The 18,545-nt window shown below is 72.8% G+C and carries 13 protein-coding genes and 2 pseudogenes; 5 read left to right on the top strand and 10 right to left on the bottom strand.

Going from position 1 to position 18,545, the window contains the following annotated elements; translation table 11 throughout:
• Positions 1-10: 10 nt before the first annotated feature.
• A complete protein-coding gene (locus tag UK82_RS34380; protein ID WP_201784213.1) occupies positions 11-2,134 on the bottom strand; it encodes a hypothetical protein in 2,124 nt (707 codons plus the stop codon).
• A 406-nt stretch (positions 2,135-2,540) separates the two neighbouring features.
• Here UK82_RS34380 and UK82_RS18545 point away from each other — a divergent pair, with 406 nt between their 5' ends.
• Positions 2,541-3,326: a dienelactone hydrolase family protein gene (locus UK82_RS18545; RefSeq protein ID WP_055408379.1), complete on the top strand. Its 786-nt coding sequence runs from the start codon at positions 2,541-2,543 to the stop codon at positions 3,324-3,326.
• Between the two features lie 143 nt (positions 3,327-3,469).
• On the opposite strand, the gene prcA is transcribed toward UK82_RS18545, so the two are convergent.
• The 6 genes and pseudogenes from prcA to arc all read right to left on the bottom strand — a co-directional run.
• A partial coding sequence (prcA, locus tag UK82_RS18550; RefSeq protein ID WP_236706109.1) for a proteasome subunit alpha occupies positions 3,470-4,058 on the bottom strand: 589 nt, incomplete at its 5' end.
• Between the two features lies 1 nt (position 4,059).
• Positions 4,060-4,195 (bottom strand): annotated as a pseudogene (locus UK82_RS38600) (proteasome subunit alpha); the annotation flags it as partial.
• A gap of 1 nt (position 4,196) precedes the next feature.
• A complete protein-coding gene (prcB, locus tag UK82_RS18555) occupies positions 4,197-5,021 on the bottom strand; it encodes a proteasome subunit beta (RefSeq protein WP_173667317.1) in 825 nt (274 codons plus the stop codon).
• A gap of 577 nt (positions 5,022-5,598) precedes the next feature.
• The gene (locus tag UK82_RS18565; RefSeq protein WP_044885205.1) at positions 5,599-5,817 is read right to left on the bottom strand and encodes a ubiquitin-like protein Pup; all 219 of its coding nucleotides are present in this window, start codon (positions 5,815-5,817) and stop codon (positions 5,599-5,601) included.
• 244 nt (positions 5,818-6,061) lie between these two features.
• A complete protein-coding gene (gene dop / locus UK82_RS18570; RefSeq protein ID WP_370657138.1) occupies positions 6,062-7,579 on the bottom strand; it encodes a depupylase/deamidase Dop in 1,518 nt (505 codons plus the stop codon).
• Positions 7,580-7,985: 406 nt separating this feature from the next.
• Positions 7,986-9,791: a proteasome ATPase gene (arc, locus tag UK82_RS18575; protein WP_044885204.1), complete on the bottom strand. Its 1,806-nt coding sequence runs from the start codon at positions 9,789-9,791 to the stop codon at positions 7,986-7,988.
• Positions 9,792-9,910: 119 nt separating this feature from the next.
• On the opposite strand from arc, the gene UK82_RS18580 reads away from it, so the two are divergent.
• Complete coding sequence (locus tag UK82_RS18580; RefSeq protein WP_044885203.1) at positions 9,911-10,234, top strand: ferredoxin; 324 nt, start codon at positions 9,911-9,913, stop codon at positions 10,232-10,234.
• Between the two features lie 625 nt (positions 10,235-10,859).
• On the opposite strand, the gene UK82_RS18585 is transcribed toward UK82_RS18580, so the two are convergent.
• The 3 genes and pseudogenes from UK82_RS18585 to UK82_RS42865 form a co-directional block, all read right to left on the bottom strand.
• Positions 10,860-11,882, bottom strand: coding sequence for a tRNA (adenine-N1)-methyltransferase (locus UK82_RS18585; protein ID WP_052681075.1), 1,023 nt, complete (start codon positions 11,880-11,882; stop codon positions 10,860-10,862).
• A partial coding sequence (locus UK82_RS38605) for a site-2 protease family protein (protein ID WP_236706110.1) occupies positions 11,879-12,635 on the bottom strand: 757 nt, incomplete at its 5' end. The genes UK82_RS18585 and UK82_RS38605, both read right to left, overlap by 4 nt.
• Position 12,636: 1 nt before the next feature.
• Positions 12,637-13,069: pseudogene (locus UK82_RS42865) on the bottom strand (site-2 protease family protein); the annotation flags it as partial.
• Positions 13,070-13,241: 172 nt separating this feature from the next.
• On the opposite strand from UK82_RS42865, the gene UK82_RS18595 reads away from it, so the two are divergent.
• From UK82_RS18595 to UK82_RS18605, 3 genes are all read left to right on the top strand, one after another.
• A complete protein-coding gene (locus tag UK82_RS18595) occupies positions 13,242-14,192 on the top strand; it encodes a PD-(D/E)XK nuclease family protein (RefSeq protein ID WP_044885201.1) in 951 nt (316 codons plus the stop codon).
• A gap of 293 nt (positions 14,193-14,485) precedes the next feature.
• Entirely contained in the window at positions 14,486-15,985 is a 1,500-nt protein-coding gene (locus UK82_RS18600) for an ABC transporter ATP-binding protein (RefSeq protein ID WP_055408387.1), read from the top strand.
• A gap of 4 nt (positions 15,986-15,989) precedes the next feature.
• Positions 15,990-18,521 (top strand): ABC transporter permease, encoded by a 2,532-nt coding sequence (locus UK82_RS18605; RefSeq protein ID WP_044885199.1) that lies wholly within the window; start codon positions 15,990-15,992, stop codon positions 18,519-18,521.
• The last annotated feature ends 24 nt before the right edge of the window (positions 18,522-18,545 follow it).

An 18,545-nucleotide genomic window follows, 5' to 3' on the forward strand; every position in this document is an offset into this window, starting at 1 on the left:
GGGCTCGAGGTCACCGGGATTCCGATCCGCCCGCCGTCGCACCCCCCGCGGGACCTCCCCCACGCCCTGGTGGCGGGTCGCCAGGGCGGGTCGGGGGCACCAGCCGGACGCCTCCGCCCGACGGTTCGATCGGCACTGTGCGCTCCAGCGGCGAGCGCCACGTCGGCAGGGGCGCCGCGACCGCAGCCGGTGGGCCACCGGGCGTGCTTCCCGCGCGCGCCGCCGGTGCCTGGTCCACCACCGCCCCACCGGGCAGCGCAGGGCCGCCGGGGAGCGCAGGGCCGTCGGCCGCTTCCTGGAGCGCCCACGCCTCGTCCGCTGTGGTCGCGCCGGCTCGTGCGGGCACCGCCGCCGCCACCCCCGGGCCCGCCGCGCCCGAGCCCGAACCGGCCGTGGCGCCTGCGCCTGCGCCTGCGCCTGCCGGGATCGTGGCCCCGCCCGCCGGGACCGTGCCCGTCGTAGGTGTGCCGGCCGGGGCGATGCCGGCCCCCTGTCGTTGGGCCCCCTGGCCCGACCGGGGGGTCCCCCGGGCACCCGGGTACAACGACGGGGCGGCGCCGCGCTCCCCCACGAAGGCCAGCCAGAGGCCGACGACCAGCCAGACGGCCAGCACGACCACCGGTCGGCCACCAGCCGCGCCCTCGAAGTAGCTGGTGGAGCGCAGCAGGGTCGCCCCCGCTCCGGGCGGCGCGAACTGGCCGATGTCCCCCCACGGGCGGGGCAGCATCTCCGGCGCGGACTGCACCGCCGACAGCGCGGCGCCCGCGACCGTCACCAGGACGGCGCCGACCAGGCCCGGCGTCCCGGCCACCGCGCCGACCCCCACGATCGGCCCCGCGACCGCCAGGGCCAGCAGGGTCAGCACCGCCATCGTCGTCAGGAAGGAACCCGGCAGGACGTCCAGCGCGCCCTGCAGCGCCACCGTCCCGGCGAACCCGGAGAGCACCGCGAGTACCGCGATGCCGGCCAGCCGGACCGCGCGGGAGCGGACCAGCCGGGTCAGCAGCACTCCCGCGGCGGCGATGACGAGCACGAGCGGCAGGTATCCGGCGGCCAGTCCCCCGCCGGCCAGATCCCGGGACGCGTTCGCGACCACGTCGACGACCGGGATCTCCAGACCGGGCATGAACACCCGGATGCCCCGGGTGATCGCCTCGGTTACCGCGGGACTGGCCGCCGAGGCGACCCGCAGCGTCAGTCCGTCGTTGCCGATGACGATCGCGGCGTAGGCGTCGCGGTCGCGCAGAGCCTGGTCGGCCGCGGCGACGGTCGGCACGGTGTGCACGGTCAGCGCGCCGGGTTCGACCCGGCTGATCTGGTCGGCGAGCGCGGTCGCCGCGGGCGCCGGACCCACGGTGAGGATCGGCAGGTCCCGTGGCCGCAGGCTGGTCACCGACGTCCCGTAGAGCCAGACGAGAATCCCCATCAGCACGGCCATCCCGACCGTGATGGCACCGGCCCGCCGCACAGCGCGCAGGCCGAGCGGGTCACGGCCGGGACGCTGCTGCGCCGGGGCGCCCGGCCTCCACCGGCCCGCCACCGCGTCACGATGGACGCCGGGGACGAGACCGGCGGGCACCTCGCCCGCACCGGCGATCGCCTCCCCCGCAGCAGGGATGCCGGCCGGTCCGGGCACCCCTGTCGAACCAGGCGCACCGGCCGAGCCAGCGCCAGCGGTCGAGGTCGCGCCCGGCAGGGTGTCGCCGGCAGGGACGCTGCCGTCCGAGGTCGGGAGCACGCTGCCGTCGGCGGCATGGCGGTGGCCGTACGCCGGTCGATGGTCCGGCGGGCCGGTGTCGCCCGGCCCGTGGTCGTGCGGCGGGTAACCGGGATGGGCGTGCCAGCCGACGGCGGGATCGACCCCGGCCGGATCGCGCATGCCGGCCGGACCCCGCTCGCCGCCCGAACCGCGCAGACCGCCCGAACCGTGCAGACCGCCTGAACCGTGCAGACCGCCTGAACCGTGCAGACCGCCCGAACCACCAGGGCCGTCGGCACCACCAGGGCCGACAGGCTCGCGATGGACGTCCGGCTCGGTGTTCGGCTCGAGGACGCCGTCCGACTGCGGGCCGGGTTGGTGACGTTGCCCAGGCAGGGGGCCGTGGTCGCCCTCCTGGTGCCTGCCGCCGGTCACCACGGGACCGCTGTCCCGGTCACGCCGGCCCGCGCCGCGCCCGCCGTACCCCGCGAGTCCGCCGTCGCGCGCACACTCGCCGTCCTGTTCGGCAGCGGTCTGCTCACCGCATCCTCCCCTCTGTCCGGCGGAGCCCGCCGGGACGCTACGGGGAGTAGCGTGACGCCTTCACGGTGTCGCGGCCCGTCCGGCGGCGTGTCGCGGCACGGCGTTTCGCGACGGACCCGTCGTCACCCGGCGGTTCCCGCCGCCGTCCGGCGGCCCCCGGCGGGGAAGCACGGGGGCGCTCAGGTGGGCCACCGCGTGGGGATCGACGCGATGCGCCCGCGCGCCCCCTGCCGCGACGGTGGCAGGTCCGACGCAGGCCATGCGGTCACGAAGCCTGCGACGGGGAAGGATGGCCGCCATGACAACCGGAACGAACGATGCGACGTCCAGCCAGGCCCACCGCAACGGCACCCTGAAGAGCCACCTGCGGGCGGAGGTCGCCCGGCGGGGTTCGGTCCCGCTGACGATCGTGGCCCCCGCGGCGGACGATCCGCCCCGGGGTGGCGTGGTCGTCGTGCAGGACGCCCGCGGCATCACGCCCTACCTGGTGTCCGTGTGCGACCGGTTGGCCGGGGCCGGCTGGCTGACTGTGGCGCCGCACCTGTACCACCGGGACGGACGCGACGAGGTCGACCCGGCCGGCGGCTGGCCGGGGGCGATCCCAGCGATGGAGGCGCTGACGGGGACGGGCATCGACGCCGACGTCGACGCGGCGCTCACCCATCTCGCCGACTCCGGCTTCGACGCCGGGCAGAGCGCCATCGTCGGGTTCTGCATGGGCGGCACCGTTGCGCTGCACACCGCCACCCGCCACCCGCTGGCAGCGGCGGTGTCGTTCTACGGCGGCGGGGTGAGCACGCCGTACTGGCCGGGTGTGCCGCCGCTGGTGGAGGCGGCCCCGACGCTGCGCGTGCCGTGGCTCGGTCTCTACGGCGAGGAGGACGATCTGATCAGCACCGACGAGATCGCCGCGCTGCGGGCCGCGGCCTCCCGCAGCGGCGCGCCGACGGAACTCGTCAGCTACCCGGGCGCGGGACACGCCTTCCACAGCGACGACCGGGAGGCGGTGTACCGCCCGGTTGCCGCGGCGGACGCCTGGTCTCGCGCGCTCGCCTTCCTCGACGAGCATGTTCGCCCGCACTGAGACGTCATCCGCGCTGAGACACCACCCGCACTGAGACACCACCTGCACTGAGCACTACGCCGACCCGCCGTTCGGCCGGTCCGACGGTCGCCGCAGCGGCACCGATCGGACCGGCCGACGCGGCCGGTCAGGAGCGCGGTCGGTCAGGAGGAGGTGGCGGTCTGGGCGAGCAGCTCGGCGAGGGCCGTGCCGGCGATCCGCTTGAACTGCCGCCGGGCGCGGGTCCGGTCGAGCATCCCGACCTCCAGGTTGGCCGCGGTGAGCACCCGCTCGCCGTTCTGCGGCAGCCCCGGCGGGACGCTGACGGTCAGCGCCTGCACCGCGACCCGCAGGGCGTCGGCGAGGGGCTGGCCGTCCCGGTGATGCTCCTTCAACGAGGTCGTGACCTGGTCGGAGGCGCCGCCGATCGCGACGAACCCCCGCTCGTCGGCGATCGACCCGTCGAACGTCAGCTTGTAGATCTGGTCGTCGTCGGTGGTGGGGCCGACCTCGGCCACCACGATCTCGACCTCGTAGGGCTTCACGCTCTCGGTGAAAATCGCACCGAGGGTCTGCGCATAGGCGTTGGCGAGGGCGCGGCTGGTCACGTCGCGCCGGTCGTACATGTAGCCGCGGGAGTCCATCAGGCGGATGCCGGCCGTGCGCAGGTTCTCGAACTCGTTGTACTTGCCCACAGCGGCGAACGCGATGCGGTCGTAGATCTCACTGATCTTGTGGAGGGTCGCCGAGGGGNTCTCGGCGACGAACAGGATCCCGTCCGCGTAGGTGATGACGACGACGCTGCGCCCGCGCGCGATGCCCTTGCGCGCGTACTCGGACTTGTCGCGGACCTGCTGTTCGGGGCTCGCGTATCCGAACGGCATGGTCACGTCAGCCTCCCGCGCTCGTGGAACGGTCCGCGATGATGGCGGTCACCACGGGTTCTACCTCGTCGTCGCCGTAGCGCCGGTACCCGTCGGACGTCACCGACGCGACGATCGGATACAGCTTGCGGATCGTGTCCGGCCCGCCGGTCGCCGAGTCGTCGTCCGCGGCGTCGTAGAGGGCCTCGACGGCGATCCGCGCCGCGTCGTCCTGGGTCAGGTCGGGACGGAAGCGCTTCTTCAGCGAGCCCTTCGCGAACACCGAGCCGGAACCGATCGACTCGTACGTCCGCTCCTCGGACTTCGCCGCGGCGATGTCGTAGGAGAAGATCCGGCCCTTGTCCAGGTCCGGGTCGTAGCCGGCAAACAGGGGGACCACGGCGAGGCCCTGCAGGGCCATCGGGAGGTTCCCCTTGACCATGGCCGCCAGCCGGTTGGCCTTGGCGTCCAGGCTCAGGGTCGCGCCCTCGATCTTCTCGTAGTGCTCCAGCTCCACCTGGAACAGCCGGATCAGCTCGGCGCCGACCCCGGCCGTGCCCGCGTAGCCCACGCAGGAGAAGTCGTCGGCGTGGTGCACCTTCTCGACGTCCCGCTGGGCGATCATGTGCCCCTGCGTCGCCCGCCGGTCACCGGCCATGATCACACCACCGGGGAACGTCACCGCCACGATCGTCGTGCCGTGCGCCACCTCGGTGACCGGCCCCGGCAGGCCACCCCGGGCCCCCGGCAGCAGGTGCGGCGCCGACTGCGACAGGAAATCGGTGAACGACGACGTTCCCGGTGTCATGAACACAGCCGGTAGGCGCCCGGCGCCACCCATTGGATCAGCCACGCATCCCCCTTCCGATAGACGGTCACACGGTCCGCGGCGTCCCGATCGTCTCCGGGAACCGCGGGCGACGTGCGCATGAGCACAACATAGGGCCATCGCCTCCTGGTGCGGTCGGCCAGGGCGACCGGCCGGGCGATCGACGGCGATCCGCCCGCGGGGGCCCCGGCCCCGAACCGGCCCCACACCGGCCCCACGAACCGTCCGCAGGGCCTCCGCCAGCCCCCGGCCGACCCGCCCGCAGCACCCGACCGCACCCGGCGCCGCGCCGCGGGCCGGATCAGGGCCGTCCGGGCACGCCCGGACGGCCGCCGACGCGACCAGCGACGATCCGCACCCCGCGAACCGCAGCGGCGCGGCGCGTAGACGGGCGAAAACGCGGTTCCCGGGCCCGGCGGACCATCCACGACCCTGCCTCACCTGCCGGCGGAACCGACGGGCGACACGCGGAGCGCGGGTGGGCGACCCGGCCGACGGCGGTCAGGCGACACAGGGCGACCGCCACGATCGGGAGGCACCTTCGGTGCCCGGAGCCGGTGCGTGGCGCGGGCTCAGCCCCGCCGACGCCGGGGTTGCGCGGTCACTCGCCGCCCTTCTGGACGTAGCCCTTCACGAACTCCTCGGCGTTCTCCTCGAGGACGTCGTCGATCTCGTCGAGGAGCGAGTCGACGTCCTCGGAGAGCTTCTCGTGCCGCTCCTTGAGGTCGCTGGCCTCGTTGCCCTCGGCCGCGACCTCCTCGACCTCGTCGGCCTGCCGGTTGGTGTGCTGCTGCCCGCCGCCGCTGTCCCTGGTGGCCATGAAGCCCTCCTTCGATCGCCTGGCGCGACACTATCCCGCCCCACCGACACCATCAGACGGATCGGTGAGAGGTCCACTCCATCACGAACTGACCGTCTCGTCGCGACGTCCGCCCAGGGCGCAACGCGCGCAGGTCAGCCGGGGAGCAACTCGGCCCGACGGTGGGCCAGGACGGGCCGCTCGGCTCACCGACCGGGCAGCGCCGCCAGGCGGCCCGGCGAGCGGCCAGCGCCGCCGGTCGGGCTCAGCGGCCGGCCAGCGCGTCGACGAGGTCCGCGGCGGTGGCGCAGCGGTCGAGCAGCTCGCCCACGTGCGCCCTGGTCCCCCGCAGCGGCTCCAGGGTCGGCACCCGCTGCAGGGAATCCCGGCCGATGTCGAAGATGACCGAGTCCCACGACGCCGCGGCGACCTGCTGCGGGTAGCGGGCGAGGCAGCGGCCGCGGAAGAACGCCCGGGTGTCCTCCGGCGGCTCGGTCATCGCCCTGGTGACCTCGTCCTCGCTGACGACCAGATCGAACCGGCCGCGCTCGACGAGGCGGTTGTACAGGCCCTTGTCCGGCCGCACGTCGTGGTACTGCAGGTCGACGAGCTCCAGGCGGGGCGAGTCCCAGGCCAGGGCGTCGCGCGAGCGGTACCCCTCCAGGATCGACAGCTTGGCGACCCAGTCGAGTTCCCGGGAGCAGCTCATCGGGTCGACCTCGAGGCGGCCGAGGACCGACTCCCAGCGGGAGAGGATGTCGGCGGTCTGCGGGTCCACGTCCGAGCCGAACCGGTTCTCCACGTACTTGCGGGCCTGCTCGAAGTACTCCATCTGCAACTGCACGCCGGTCATCTTCCGACCATCGCGCAGCGTCACGAGATGCTTGAGCGAGGGGTCGTGCGAGATCGCCCGCAGCGCGGCCACCGGGCCGTCCACGGACAGGTCGACACTGAACCAGCCGTCCTCGATCATGGCGAGAACCAGCGCCGTCGTCCCCACCTTCAGGTAGGTGGCGACCTCGCTCATGTTCGCGTCGCCGATGATGACGTGCAGCCGGCGGTACTTCTCCGGGTCGGCGTGCGGCTCGTCGCGGGTGTTGATGATCGGACGCTTCAGCGTCGTCTCGAGGCCCACCTCGACCTCGAAGAAGTCCGCCCGCTGGCTGATCTGGAAGCCGGCCTCACGGCTGTCGACGCCGAGGCCGACCCGACCGGCTCCGCAGACGACCTGGCGGGAGACGAAGAACGGGGTGAGGTTGCGGACGATCTCCCCGAACGGGGTCGACCGGGCCATGAGGTAGTTCTCGTGGCAGCCGTAGGAGACGCCCTTGTTGTCGGTGTTGTTCTTGTACAGGTTCACGGGCTTGGAGCCGGGCACCGTCAGGGCGCGGCGGGCCGCCTCCGCCATCACCCGTTCACCGGCCTTGTCCCACAGCACGACGTCACGCGGGTTGGTGACCTCGGGCGAGGAGAACTCCGGATGGGCGTGGTCGACGTAGAGCCGCGCCCCGTTGGTCAGGATGACGTTGGCGAGGCCCAGGTCGTCCTCGTTGGCCGGCGCGCTCGGGTCGACCGCGGGCTCCCGGGGGAGCTCGAAGCCTCGCGCGTCCCGCAGCGGCGACTCCTCCTCGAAGTCCCACCGGGCACGGCTGCCCGAGGACGACGTTCTGTTGGCATAGGAGTTCACCACCAACGACGAGGCCAACATCTGGTTGGTGTTCGGCTGACCGGGCACCGACACCCCGTACTCGGTCTCGATTCCCATGATCCGGCGCGCGCTCACTCTGCAAGCGTAGGTGCTGCGCGGGCGGTCGGTTGGCCGGACGTCCGCCTTGTTTGTTCTGGGCGGTCCGCACGGACCCGTTCCGCCCGACGCGGATCGGTGCGGCGAGCCCCCGAGCCGGACCCTCCCGAGGCCCGGGGATCCCCGATCGGGGGCACCCGGGGCCGGGCCCGGATCGCGGCGCGACCGGCACGCGGGTGTCGCCCATGCCGGTGGCGGCGCGCCTCGGTGAGAGCCCTCGTGGCGGGCGCAGGCCCCGCGGACTGGGCGGGTTTTCGGCGCACGCATGCCGCGGCGCCCGGAACCTTCTCGGTCCCGGGCGCCGCGGTACGGAGCAGGCCGCCCCGCCGCGGTCGCCGTACCTAGCGCGACCGCGACGGAACTGCGGTGAGTGTTCCGCCGGTCGTTACAGGTACTGGCCGGTGTTCGCGATGGTGTCGATGGAGCGTCCGGCCTCGGTGCCCTTCGTTCCGGTGACGAGCGTGCGGATGTAGACGATCCGTTCGCCCTTCTTGCCGGAGATCCGGGCCCAGTCGTCCGGGTTGGTCGTGTTCGGCAGGTCCTCGTTCTCCTTGAACTCGTCCAGGCACGCGGCGAGCAGGTACTGCATGCGCAGACCCTTGAGGCCGCCCTCGATGTGCGCCTTGACCGCCATCTTCTTGGCGCGGGCGACGATGTTCTCGATCATCGCGCCCGAGTTGAAGTCCTTGAAGTACAGGACCTCCTTGTCGCCGTTGGCGTAGGTCACCTCGAGGAAACGGTTCTCCTCGCTCTCCGCGTACATCCGCTCGACGACGCGCTGGATCATCGCCGCGACCGTGGCCTCCCGATTGCCGTCGAACTCGGCGAGGTCCTCCGGGTAGAGCGGCAGGCTGGGCACGACGTACTTGGCGAAGATGTCGCGGGCCGCTTCGGCGTCGGGCCGCTCCACCTTGATCTTGACGTCGAGCCGCCCCGGCCGCAGGATCGCCGGGTCGATCATGTCCTCGCGGTTGGACGCGCCGATCACGATGACGTTCTCGAGCTGCTCGACGCCGTCGATCTCGCTGAGCAGCTGCGGAACGATCGTGTTCTCCACGTCCGAGGACACACCCGAGCCGCGGGTCCGGAAGATCGAGTCCATCTCGTCGAAGAACACGATCACCGGCATTCCCTCGGACGCCTTCTCGCGCGCCCGCTGGAACACCAGCCGGATCTGCCGCTCGGTCTCGCCGACGAACTTGTTGAGCAGCTCGGGGCCCTTGATGTTGAGGAAGAAGGCCCGGCCGTTGCCCTGGCCGGTGATCGCCTCGACCTTCTTGGCCAACGAGTTGGCGACCGCCTTCGCGATCAGCGTCTTGCCGCAGCCGGGTGGGCCGTAGAGCAGCACACCCTTCGGCGGCTTGAGCTGATGCTCCCGGTAGAGCTCCTTGTACAGGAACGGCAGCTCCACCGAGTCGCGGATCGACTCGATCTGACTCTTCAACCCGCCGATCTGCTCGTACCCGATGTCCGGGACCTCTTCGAGGACAAGCTCCTCGACCTCGGACTTCGGGACCCGCTCGAAGGCGTACCCGGAGCGGGGCTCGATCAACAACGAGTCCCCCGCGCGGATCGGACCGTCGAGCAGCGGTTGGGCCAGCATGACCACCCGCTCCTCGTCGGTGTGACCGATCACCAGTGCTCGGTCACCGCTTTCGAGGACTTCCTTGAGCAGGACAATCTCACCCTGCCGCTCGAACGAGCGCGCCTCGACCACGTTGAGGGCCTCGTTGAGCATGACCTCCTGGCCGGGCGAGAGCGAGCCGACGTCGACACTCGGCGACACGGTCACCCGGAGCTTTCTGCCCTGAGTGAACACGTCGACGGTGCCGTCGTCATACCGGAAGACGAAGATCCCGTAGCCGCTTGGCGGCTGCGCGAGTCTGTCGACCTCCTCCTTCAGGGTGACGATCTGGTCGCGCGCCTCCCGGAGAGTGGCGACGAGTCTGTCGTTCTGTCCCGTGGCGGACGACAGCTCGGCCTGTATCTCCGCGAGGCGTTCCTCCAGCACCCTGACCTGCCTGGGCGATTCGGACAACCTACGCCGCAGCATGGCCACTTCCTCTTCCAGGAAGGCGACCTGCGTCGTGAGCTCGTGTGCTTCCTTCTCGTACGCCGACCGCCGTGATTCGGCATCACCTGGACGACCCGTGCTCCCACCGGAGCCAGAGCCCGAACGGGGACCGGACACTGCGCCTCCNCCNCCCCCGTGCTGACCGGGACGCACCCACACTACCGTTGTGACCGCCGCTGGCAGGCCGGTCGCGCAAGGACGACCGGGCTTTGCCGTAAACAGCGGGTTACGGTGCCATGGTGACAGAAGATCGGAGCCCTGTGGCAACTCCAGCGAAGCCGGGCGTTTCGGCGGGCCTGCGCGTGCGGGTCGACCAGAACGCCTGCACCGGCGACGGTCTGTGCGTCCAGCTCGCCCCCAGCATCTTCGAGTTCGACGTCGACGGGCTGGCCTACGTCAAGGACGACGCCGGCGAGCTCCAGACGACCGACGGGGCGTACGTGCCGGTACCCCTCCCCGTCGTGGACGCGGTCGTCGATGCGGCCGACGAGTGCCCGGGAACGTGCATCTACGTGGAACGCCCGGATGGCACCCTGGAGGCCGGCGGCCCCCTCGGCTGACGCCTCCATCACGCCGAGCCCCTCCATCGCCGCGAGACCTCTCCATCGGCGAGAGACCCCCCGTCGACGAGACCCCTCCATCGGCGAGAGACCCCTCCGTCGGCGAGAGGGTTTACAGGAGGTCGATGACGCCCCAAGGGCGGCGAGAGGTCACTGGCCTTCTGCAACTGCGACCGCCCTGCCGCCTCGGTCCCGATCGACCCGACCGTGGGGCCGCCGTGGCCTCTCCTGGTCCGCGTGTCCTGGTCCGCGCGGGTCAGGCCCCGGGCCTGCCTGGTCGGCTCGGCCTCGTGCAGCCGCTCACCAGTTCCTCATCCCGCGTTCGGTGACGAAGCGTGATGTCGGACTGCACCCGCCTCGCCATCGAACGGCCCACCGCCACCCCTCCACACCGCCTCGCGAGGCGGGGGTGTGCAGGGGAACGGGGCAACCTGTTCCTTCTGGGGGGACGAATCGGACGCCGAACCCCCCAGAAGAAACAGGTAGGCGCTCTCCCCGTATCCGCCGCTGGCGCACGGGCCGTAGCCCGCTTCGCGACGCGCCTCAGCCACACCCCCTAACGTCACGGAAGGTGACAGCAGGACGAGAGGGGGCTTCTGGGGGGTACGCCACGTCGCTGGTGGAGTCAGCTCCCACGCGTGGCTTCGGGCACCGCATCCACGACGGGTTCGGGCACCGCATCCACGACGGGTTCGGGCGCAGCTCCGGCGAGGGCCGTCGCGGCCGGCTCGGCGAGAAGGGCACCCGCCTCGGCCGGATCCGCGCCGGCCGGATCCCCGAGGGCGCCCTTTGCCGGGCGTCGACGGCGGACCGGAGGCGTGACCCCGTCGGCGAGGCGACGCGCGGTGACCAGGAAGCCCGTGTGGCCGACCATGCGGTGGCCGGGGCGGACCGCAAGGCCCTCGACATGCCAGTCCCGCATCATCGTCTCCCACGCGGCGGGCTCGGCGAACGTGCCGTGGGCCCGCAGGGCCTCCACGACCCGGGACAACTGCGTCGTCGTGGCGACGTAGGCACAGACCACCCCGCCGGGAACGAGCGCCGCGCTGACGGCGTCCACGACGTCCCAGGGCGCGAGCATGTCGAGGACGACCCGGTCGACGTCCCGTTCGGTCGTCTCGGCCAGATCGCCGACGATCACCGTGTGCGCCGGATGCGGCCCGCCGAAGAACGTCTCGATGTTGCGCTGGGCGATGGCGGCGAAGTCCTCCCGCCGCTCGTAGGAGATCAACCGACCGGCATCCCCGATGGTGCGCAGCAGGGAGCAGGACAGCGCGCCCGAGCCGACGCCGGCCTCAAGCACCCGCGCGCCCGGAAAGATGTCCGCGTACGTGACGATCTGGGCCGCGTCCTTGGGGTAGACCACGGTCGCCCCGCGGGGCATCGACAGCACGAAGTCCACGAGCAGGGGGCGCAGCGCCAGGTAGTCGGTGCCGCCGGTGCTGGTGACGACGATGCCCTCGGGCCGGCCGAGCAGCGCGTCGTGTTCGACGGCGCCGCGGTGGGTGTGGAACTGCTTGCCCGGTTCCAGGACGACGGTGTGCTTGCGTCCCTTGGGGTCGGTGAGCTGCACCCGGTCGCCCTTGGTGAAGGGCCCGCGGCGGTGCGCCGCGCCGGTGGGGCCGGGGCGAAGATCGGGCTCGGTCACCGCTGCGCCACCATGCGCGCGGCGGCGGCCGGGTCGAGGCGGGCGACCAGGTCGACCATCGCGAGCACACCGACCGGCCGGCCGTGCTGCAGCACCAGGTACTCCGAGGCGGGCATGCTCTGCACGGCGGCGAGCAGGTCCTCGCCCTCCAGGTCGGCGTCGAGCACCATCCCGGGCGAGATCGCCCGACTCACCTCGTCCACGGACATCCACGGCCTCCGATGCTCGGGCAGCGCGTCGACCGCCGAGCCATTCATGATCTTGATGGGATTACCGTCTCGGTCGATCACCGCGACGGCGGTGGCGCCGACCTCCTGGGCCCGCCGCAACGCCTCGGCCAGCGGCACGGCGCCCTCGACGGGCAGCGTCCGGCGCACCAGCCGGCCGGCGGACAGCCCCGGCAGCCGACCGCGCAACTGGGCCGCACGCAAGGACTGGAAGGCCGCGAAGGCCAGGAACGCCGCCAGAGCATACGTGTAGAACAGGCCGAAGCTGTCGCCGGAGATCGTCGTACCCCAGACGACCATGCCCGCGGCCACCACGAAGCCGCCGTAGGCGCCGGCCCGCAGCCCGCGCAGCTTGTCCCCGGTCACCGCCCACACGGCGGCGATGACCACCCGCCCGCCGTCCAACGGCACGCCGGGGGCCAGGTTGAACACGAACAGCGCCAGGTTGATGACCCCGAGATCGCGCAGCACCACCCCGACGTTGGTGTCGTCGCCGATGCCGAGCAGGCCGAGGAAGCACAGCCCGNCAAGCAGACCGTTGGCCGCCGGACCGACGAAGGCGATGAGGAACTCGCGGCCGGGACTGCGGGGTTCGGGCTCGAACTCGGTGAACCCGGCGAACCCGTGCAGCGTCACCGAACGGACGGTGTGGCCGAAGGCGAGGGCGGCCAGGCAGTGGCCGATCTCGTGGACCAGCAGGGAGAGCAGGAAGCCGACGGAGATCACCGTGGCCATCGCGAGGACCTGGCCGTCCGACGCCGTCGGCAGCCGGTCCCGGATGGAGCCGGAGAGCAGGTAGGCCACCAGGAGGGCGAAGATCAACGCAAGCGGCGACACCATGATCGGGACGCCACGAATGCGCCCGATGACGACCCCCGGCGGCCGTTCACCCGGATGCCGCGACGCACCACCCGTGCCGCCATGGGCATCCGAGCCGGTGCCACCGCGCTGATCCGTCATAGAACCGATGCTACGGACCAGATCCGGCCGCGTCTGCCGGCCCTGTCCACGCCTGTGACCAGCGGGGGTGCCAGGGGTCTCCGGCGAGGGCGGGACCGTCGCCGGGGACGTCCCTCGCCGCCGGCCGGGACCGACCCGCGGGACTGTCGGTGGCGGGTTCTAGGGTCGGGTCATGACCACGACGCCGCCGCCTGGTTCCGCGGCATCCAGCGAGGCTTCCGTGCCGGCGGTCGACCCCGCAGCGCCGGGCGGGCCGCGGGATGCCGAGCGGCCGCTGATCGGGTCGCTGTCGCCGTCGCGGGCGGCGGACTTCGTCAACTGCCCGCTGCGCTACCGATTCCGCGTCATCGACCGGCTGCCCGAACCGCCGAGCGAGGCGGCCAGCCGCGGGACCGTCGTGCACTCGGTCCTGGAGAACCTGTTCGACCTGCCGCCGGCCGGGCGGACCCTCGAGGCCGCGCGCGCGCTGGTCGAGCCGGCCTGGCGGGCGCTGCGCGAACGGGAGCCGGCGGTCGAGGCGCTCTTCGACGGCCCGGACGCGCTCGCCGCCTGGCTGGATTCCGCGCGCGAACTGCTCGCGGGGTACTTCGCGCTGGAGGACCCGGCCCGGCTCGCCCCCTCGGCCCGCGAGCTCTACGTCGAGCATGTGCTCGACTCCGGGCTGCGGCTGCGCGGCTACGTGGACCGGCTCGACGAGGCGACGACTCCGCAGGGCGTGGCCCTGCGGGTGGTCGACTACAAGACCGGCCGCTCGCCCGGGCCGGCGTTCGAGGGTTCGGCGATGTTCCAGATGAGGTTCTACGCCCTGCTGCTGTGGCGGATCCGCGGCGTGATCCCCCGGGAGCTTCGCCTGTACTACCTCGGTGACCGCACCTGGTTGCGGGCCGCCCCGGACGAGGCGGACCTGCGGGCCACCGAGCGGCGGATCGAGGCGCTGTGGGCGGCGATCGACCGGGCCCACCGCAGCGGGGACTGGCGGGCCACCCCGAACCGCCTGTGCTCCTGGTGCCACCACCAGGCGCTGTGCCCGGCGTTCGGCGGCACGCCGCCGCCGCTGCCCCGGCCGGCCCCCGCCGTGCCCCTCGACGACGCGGCCCCGGCCGTCTGCGAGGCGGACGGCTGACTCCCGCCGTGCAGGACGCCGCCCACGGGCGAGGCCGGGAACGTCGAGGGGACGCGGGTTGTCCGGGGATTCCGGATCAATCCCGAGATGCGGATCATTCCTCGGTCGTTGGGGACTCCGACGGCGCGATCGAGGTTCGTCCGGACCGGGCGGCCGGCGGGCGGACCCCGCCGAGCGTGGCAGTCGCAGTCCGCGCGCCGAAACACCTACGTAGGACGATGGGACGGCCCTGTACCCGGCGGCGGGCAGGGGCATCGGCAGACGCGCCGAGCGCGCGAGGAGAGGACGTCACGATGGCCCGACGGACCGGATCATCCCCAGGCGGGAGGCGGGACGCGGGCAGGGGCGCTCCGCCCGGTCGCCCGCAGCGGGTGGCGCGGACCACCGAGCGCGGGGACGACCGCCGCGAGCAGCCCGCCGCCGGCATCGCGGGCAATCCCGGCGGCACGGGCGGCCAGGTCCCGGCGGCGCGCGCCGACCGTCTGACGAAGGTCTACGGCACCGGGGACACGACCGTCACCGCGCTGCGCGGGATCGACCTGGACTTCCCACGCGGCCGGTTCACGGCGATCATGGGGCCGTCGGGTTCGGGGAAGTCCACGCTCATGCACTGCCTGGCCGGCCTGGACACGGTGACCCGCGGGCGGGTGTTCATCGGCGACGTCGACCTGTCCCGGCTGTCGGACAAGGAGCTCACCCGCCTGCGCCGGGACCGGATCGGTTTCATCTTCCAGCAGTTCAATCTGCTGCCGACGCTGACCGCGGCGGAGAACATCACGCTGCCGCTGAGCATCGCGGGCCGCGCTCCGGATCAGGCGTGGATGCGCACCGTCGTCGACGCGGTCGGCCTCGCCCCCCGGCTGGGGCACCGGCCGAGCGAGCTGTCGGGCGGCCAGCAGCAGCGGGTCGCGTGCGCCCGCGCCCTCGTCACCCGGCCCGAGATCATCTTCGCCGACGAGCCGACCGGCAACCTGGACTCCCGCTCGGGCGCCGAGGTGCTGTCGTTCCTGCGGGACTCGGTTACCGAGCTCGGGCAGACGATCGTCATGGTGACGCACGACGCCACCGCCGCCTCCTACTCGGACGAGGTGATCTTCCTCGCGGACGGTCGGCTCGTCGACGCGATCGAGCAGCCGACCGCGGACGAGGTGCTCGACCGGATGAAGCACCTCGACGCCGCCCAGCGCGGGCTGCTCCCCGACGGCGCCGACGCGGCCGGCGAAGCGGACGCCTACGACGACGTCCGGGACGGCCGGGACGGCCGGGACCGCCACGACGATCGGGACCGCCACGACGGCCGGGACGGCCGGGACCGCCATGACAGCCGGGACGACCGCGACGGCCGGGCCCGCCGCGCGCGTCCCGCGGACCGCGAGCCTCAGGGCGACCGCGCCCGCCACGACGACTACGGCGCGGCGCCCCGCCCACGGGGCTACCCGGAGGGCGACGACCGGTACGGCGACTACGACTACCCCGACCAGCGCTACGGCAACGATGGCCGGCCGGCGCGGCCGGCGCCCTACGACGGCCGCTACGCCGAGCCGTTCACCGGCGAGTTCGACCCCGTTCCCGGGCCCGAGACCGGGCCGTTGGACGCGACCGGACCGCTGGACGGGAGCGGGCCGGGCGGCGGCCGCTACGGTGGCCCGGCAGGCGACCCGCGGCGCCGGCCGGTGCCGCGCCCCACCGGCCCGCGCGATGACGACGCCCCGGACGGCTACGGCGCCCCGGACGGCTACGGCGCCCCGGGCGGCTACCGGGCGGACGGGCCCGGGTCGGCGGGCTGGGCCTGAGTCGATGCTGCGCGCCACCCTCAAGAGCCTGCTGGCCCGTAAGGTCCGGCTCGCTCTGTCCATGCTGGCGGTTGTCGTCGGCGTGAGCTTCGTCACTGGCACCCTGGTCCTGACGGACACGCTCAACCGGACGTTCAACAGCCTGTTCGCCGACATCAACAAGAACGTCAGCGTCGCGGTCCGAGCGGTCAACCAGATCGACCCGACGAGCGACTCCGGCCGACCGCCGCTGCCCGCGTCGATCCTCGACACCGTGGCCAGGGTCGACGGGGTGCGCGCGGCCGTCGGGTCGGTCAACGGCCAGGCGGTGCTCATCAACCCGCGCACCGGCAAGCCGGCGAAGGAGGGCGGGGCGCCGGGGCTGGGCAGAAACTGGACGGGCGGCCAGCCGACCGCGTCCGAGCAGCTCGCCGAGGGCCGCGCCCCTGGTCCCGGCGAGATCGCGGTGGATCGGGCGACGGCGCGGGACCTTCATCTCGCCCTCGGAACGCGGATCTCCGTGCAGACCAAGGGTGCACCGGCGACATACACGCTGGTCGGCACGTTCCGGGTCGCCGGGCAGGACAGCCTCGGCGGCGCCGCCGTGACCGCGTTCGACACCGCCACCGCCCAGCGGGTGCTGCTGGCCCCCGGCCAGTTCAGCTCCATCCACCTGGCGGCCGTCCCCGGCCTCGGCCAGCCGGAGCTGCGCGCGCGGGTCGCCGCCGTGCTCCCCGCCGGCATCGAGGCGATCACCGGCACGCAGCTTTCGGAGGAGAACGCCAGCGCCGTGCAGCAGGCGATCAGCGGCTTCTCGACCTTCCTGCTGATCTTCGCGGCGATCTCGGTGTTCGTCGGGGCGTTCATCATCTTCAACACCTTCACGATGCTGGTGGCGCAGCGGGTGCGGGAGCTGGCACTGCTGCGGGCGATCGGCGCCAGCCGGCGTCAGGTGCAGATCTCGCTGCAGGTCGAGGCGGCTCTGGTCGGCTTCGCCGGCGCAAGCGTGGGGCTGCTGTTCGGCGCGGGGCTCGCCGTGCTGCTCCGGGCGGCCGTCGGGGCGTTCGGCGTGGATCTGCCCAGCGGCTCGCTGGTCTTCGAGGCGCGCACGATCATCGCCGCCTACGGCGTGGGGATCCTGATCACCTCGGCCGCGGCCTTCGTGCCGGCGCGCAAGGCGGCGTCCGTGCCGCCGATCGCGGCGATGCGGGAGACCTACGTGCTGCCGACGCGCTCGCTGCGCACCCGGGCCGTCGCCGGGACCGCCCTCACGGCGCTCGGGGTGCTGCTGCTCGTCCTCGGGACCGCGTCGGCGGGCAAGTCGGGAGCCGCCGCCGTCGGGGGTGGCGCCGCGGGAATCTTCCTCGGTATCGCCACCCTGTCGCCCCTGCTGTCCGGCCCGATCATCCGGGTGCTCGGCGCGCCGTTCGTCTCGCTGTTCGGCACCACGGGCCGGCTCGGCCGGGAGAACGCGATGCGCAACCCGCGACGCACCTCCTCGACCGCCTCCGCCCTCATGATCGGACTCGCGCTGGTCAGCGCCTTCTCGATCCTCGGACAGTCGATCAAGGAGTCGGTGCGCACGACCGTGCAGGACAGCCTCGGCGCCGACTTCTTCCTGACCGCCCAGGGCTTCGGCCAGGGCTTCAGCGGCCAGGTGGCACGCGATCTGGCCGGGAAGCCCGGCATCGAGGTCGCGACCGGGCTGCGCGGTGGCCTGGCGAAGATCGGCGGGCGCGACGCCCAGGTGCTCGCCGGGGATCCGGCCGGCCTGCCCAAGGTGCTGGCCCTCAAGAAGGTCGCCGGAGACCTCCACGCCCTCGGCGACGGCACGATCCTCGTGGATGACGGCGTCGCCGCCGACCGCCACCTCGGCGTCGGGCAGAAGATCCCCGTCACCTTCCCCAACGGCACCCAGGACCTCACCGTCGCCGGGACGTACAAGAAGAGCCAGGTGGCCGGCTCGTGGATCATCTCGACCGGCCAGTTCGCCCGGCACACCACCGACGACCTCGACCTGTTCGTGCTGGTCAAACGCGCCGACGGGGCCGACCCCGCGGCCGTGCGCGCCGAGATCGACAAGATCGTCAAGCCGTACGCCACGGTGGAGGTACGCGACCAGTCGGAGTTCGTCGCCCAGCAGGAGAAGCAGATCGACCAGCTACTGGGCTTCATCTACGTCCTGCTGGCCCTGGCGGTGATCATCGCACTGTTCGGCATCGTGAACACGCTCGCCCTGTCCGTGATCGAACGGACCCGGGAGATCGGGCTGCTGCGCGCCGTCGGCATGAGCCGCGGGCAGATGCGGGCCATGGTCGTCATGGAGTCGACGATCATCTCCGTCTTCGGCGCCGTGCTGGGCGTCGTCGTCGGCAGCATCTTCGGCTGGGCCCTCACGAAGGCCCTGGCCTCCCAGGGCATCAGCACGTTCGCCTACCCGGTCCAGACGATCATCATCGTCATCATCGTCGGCGTCCTGCTCGGCATCCTCGCGGCCGTCTTCCCCGCCCGCCGCGCCGCCCGCATGGACGTCCTGCGCGCCATCTCCGCCACCTGAGCTGGGCCAGAGCCGCGACAGGCG

The organism is Frankia sp. ACN1ag (genome assembly GCF_001414035.1).
GTDB classification, from domain to species: domain Bacteria; phylum Actinomycetota; class Actinomycetes; order Frankiales; family Frankiaceae; genus Frankia; species Frankia torreyi.

What these genes read in the sequence shown, in the direction of transcription:
- UK82_RS18545 (WP_055408379.1), top strand. Translation starts at nt 2,541, where the DNA reads ATGACAACCGGAACGAACGATGCGACGTCCAGCCAGGCCCACCGCAAC.
- UK82_RS18565 (WP_044885205.1), bottom strand. Translation starts at nt 5,817, where the DNA reads ATGGCCACCAGGGACAGCGGCGGCGGGCAGCAGCACACCAACCGGCAG.
- UK82_RS18580 (WP_044885203.1), top strand. Translation starts at nt 9,911, where the DNA reads ATGGTGACAGAAGATCGGAGCCCTGTGGCAACTCCAGCGAAGCCGGGC.
- UK82_RS18595 (WP_044885201.1), top strand. Translation starts at nt 13,242, where the DNA reads ATGACCACGACGCCGCCGCCTGGTTCCGCGGCATCCAGCGAGGCTTCC.
- UK82_RS18600 (WP_055408387.1), top strand. Translation starts at nt 14,486, where the DNA reads ATGGCCCGACGGACCGGATCATCCCCAGGCGGGAGGCGGGACGCGGGC.
- UK82_RS18605 (WP_044885199.1), top strand. Translation starts at nt 15,990, where the DNA reads ATGCTGCGCGCCACCCTCAAGAGCCTGCTGGCCCGTAAGGTCCGGCTC.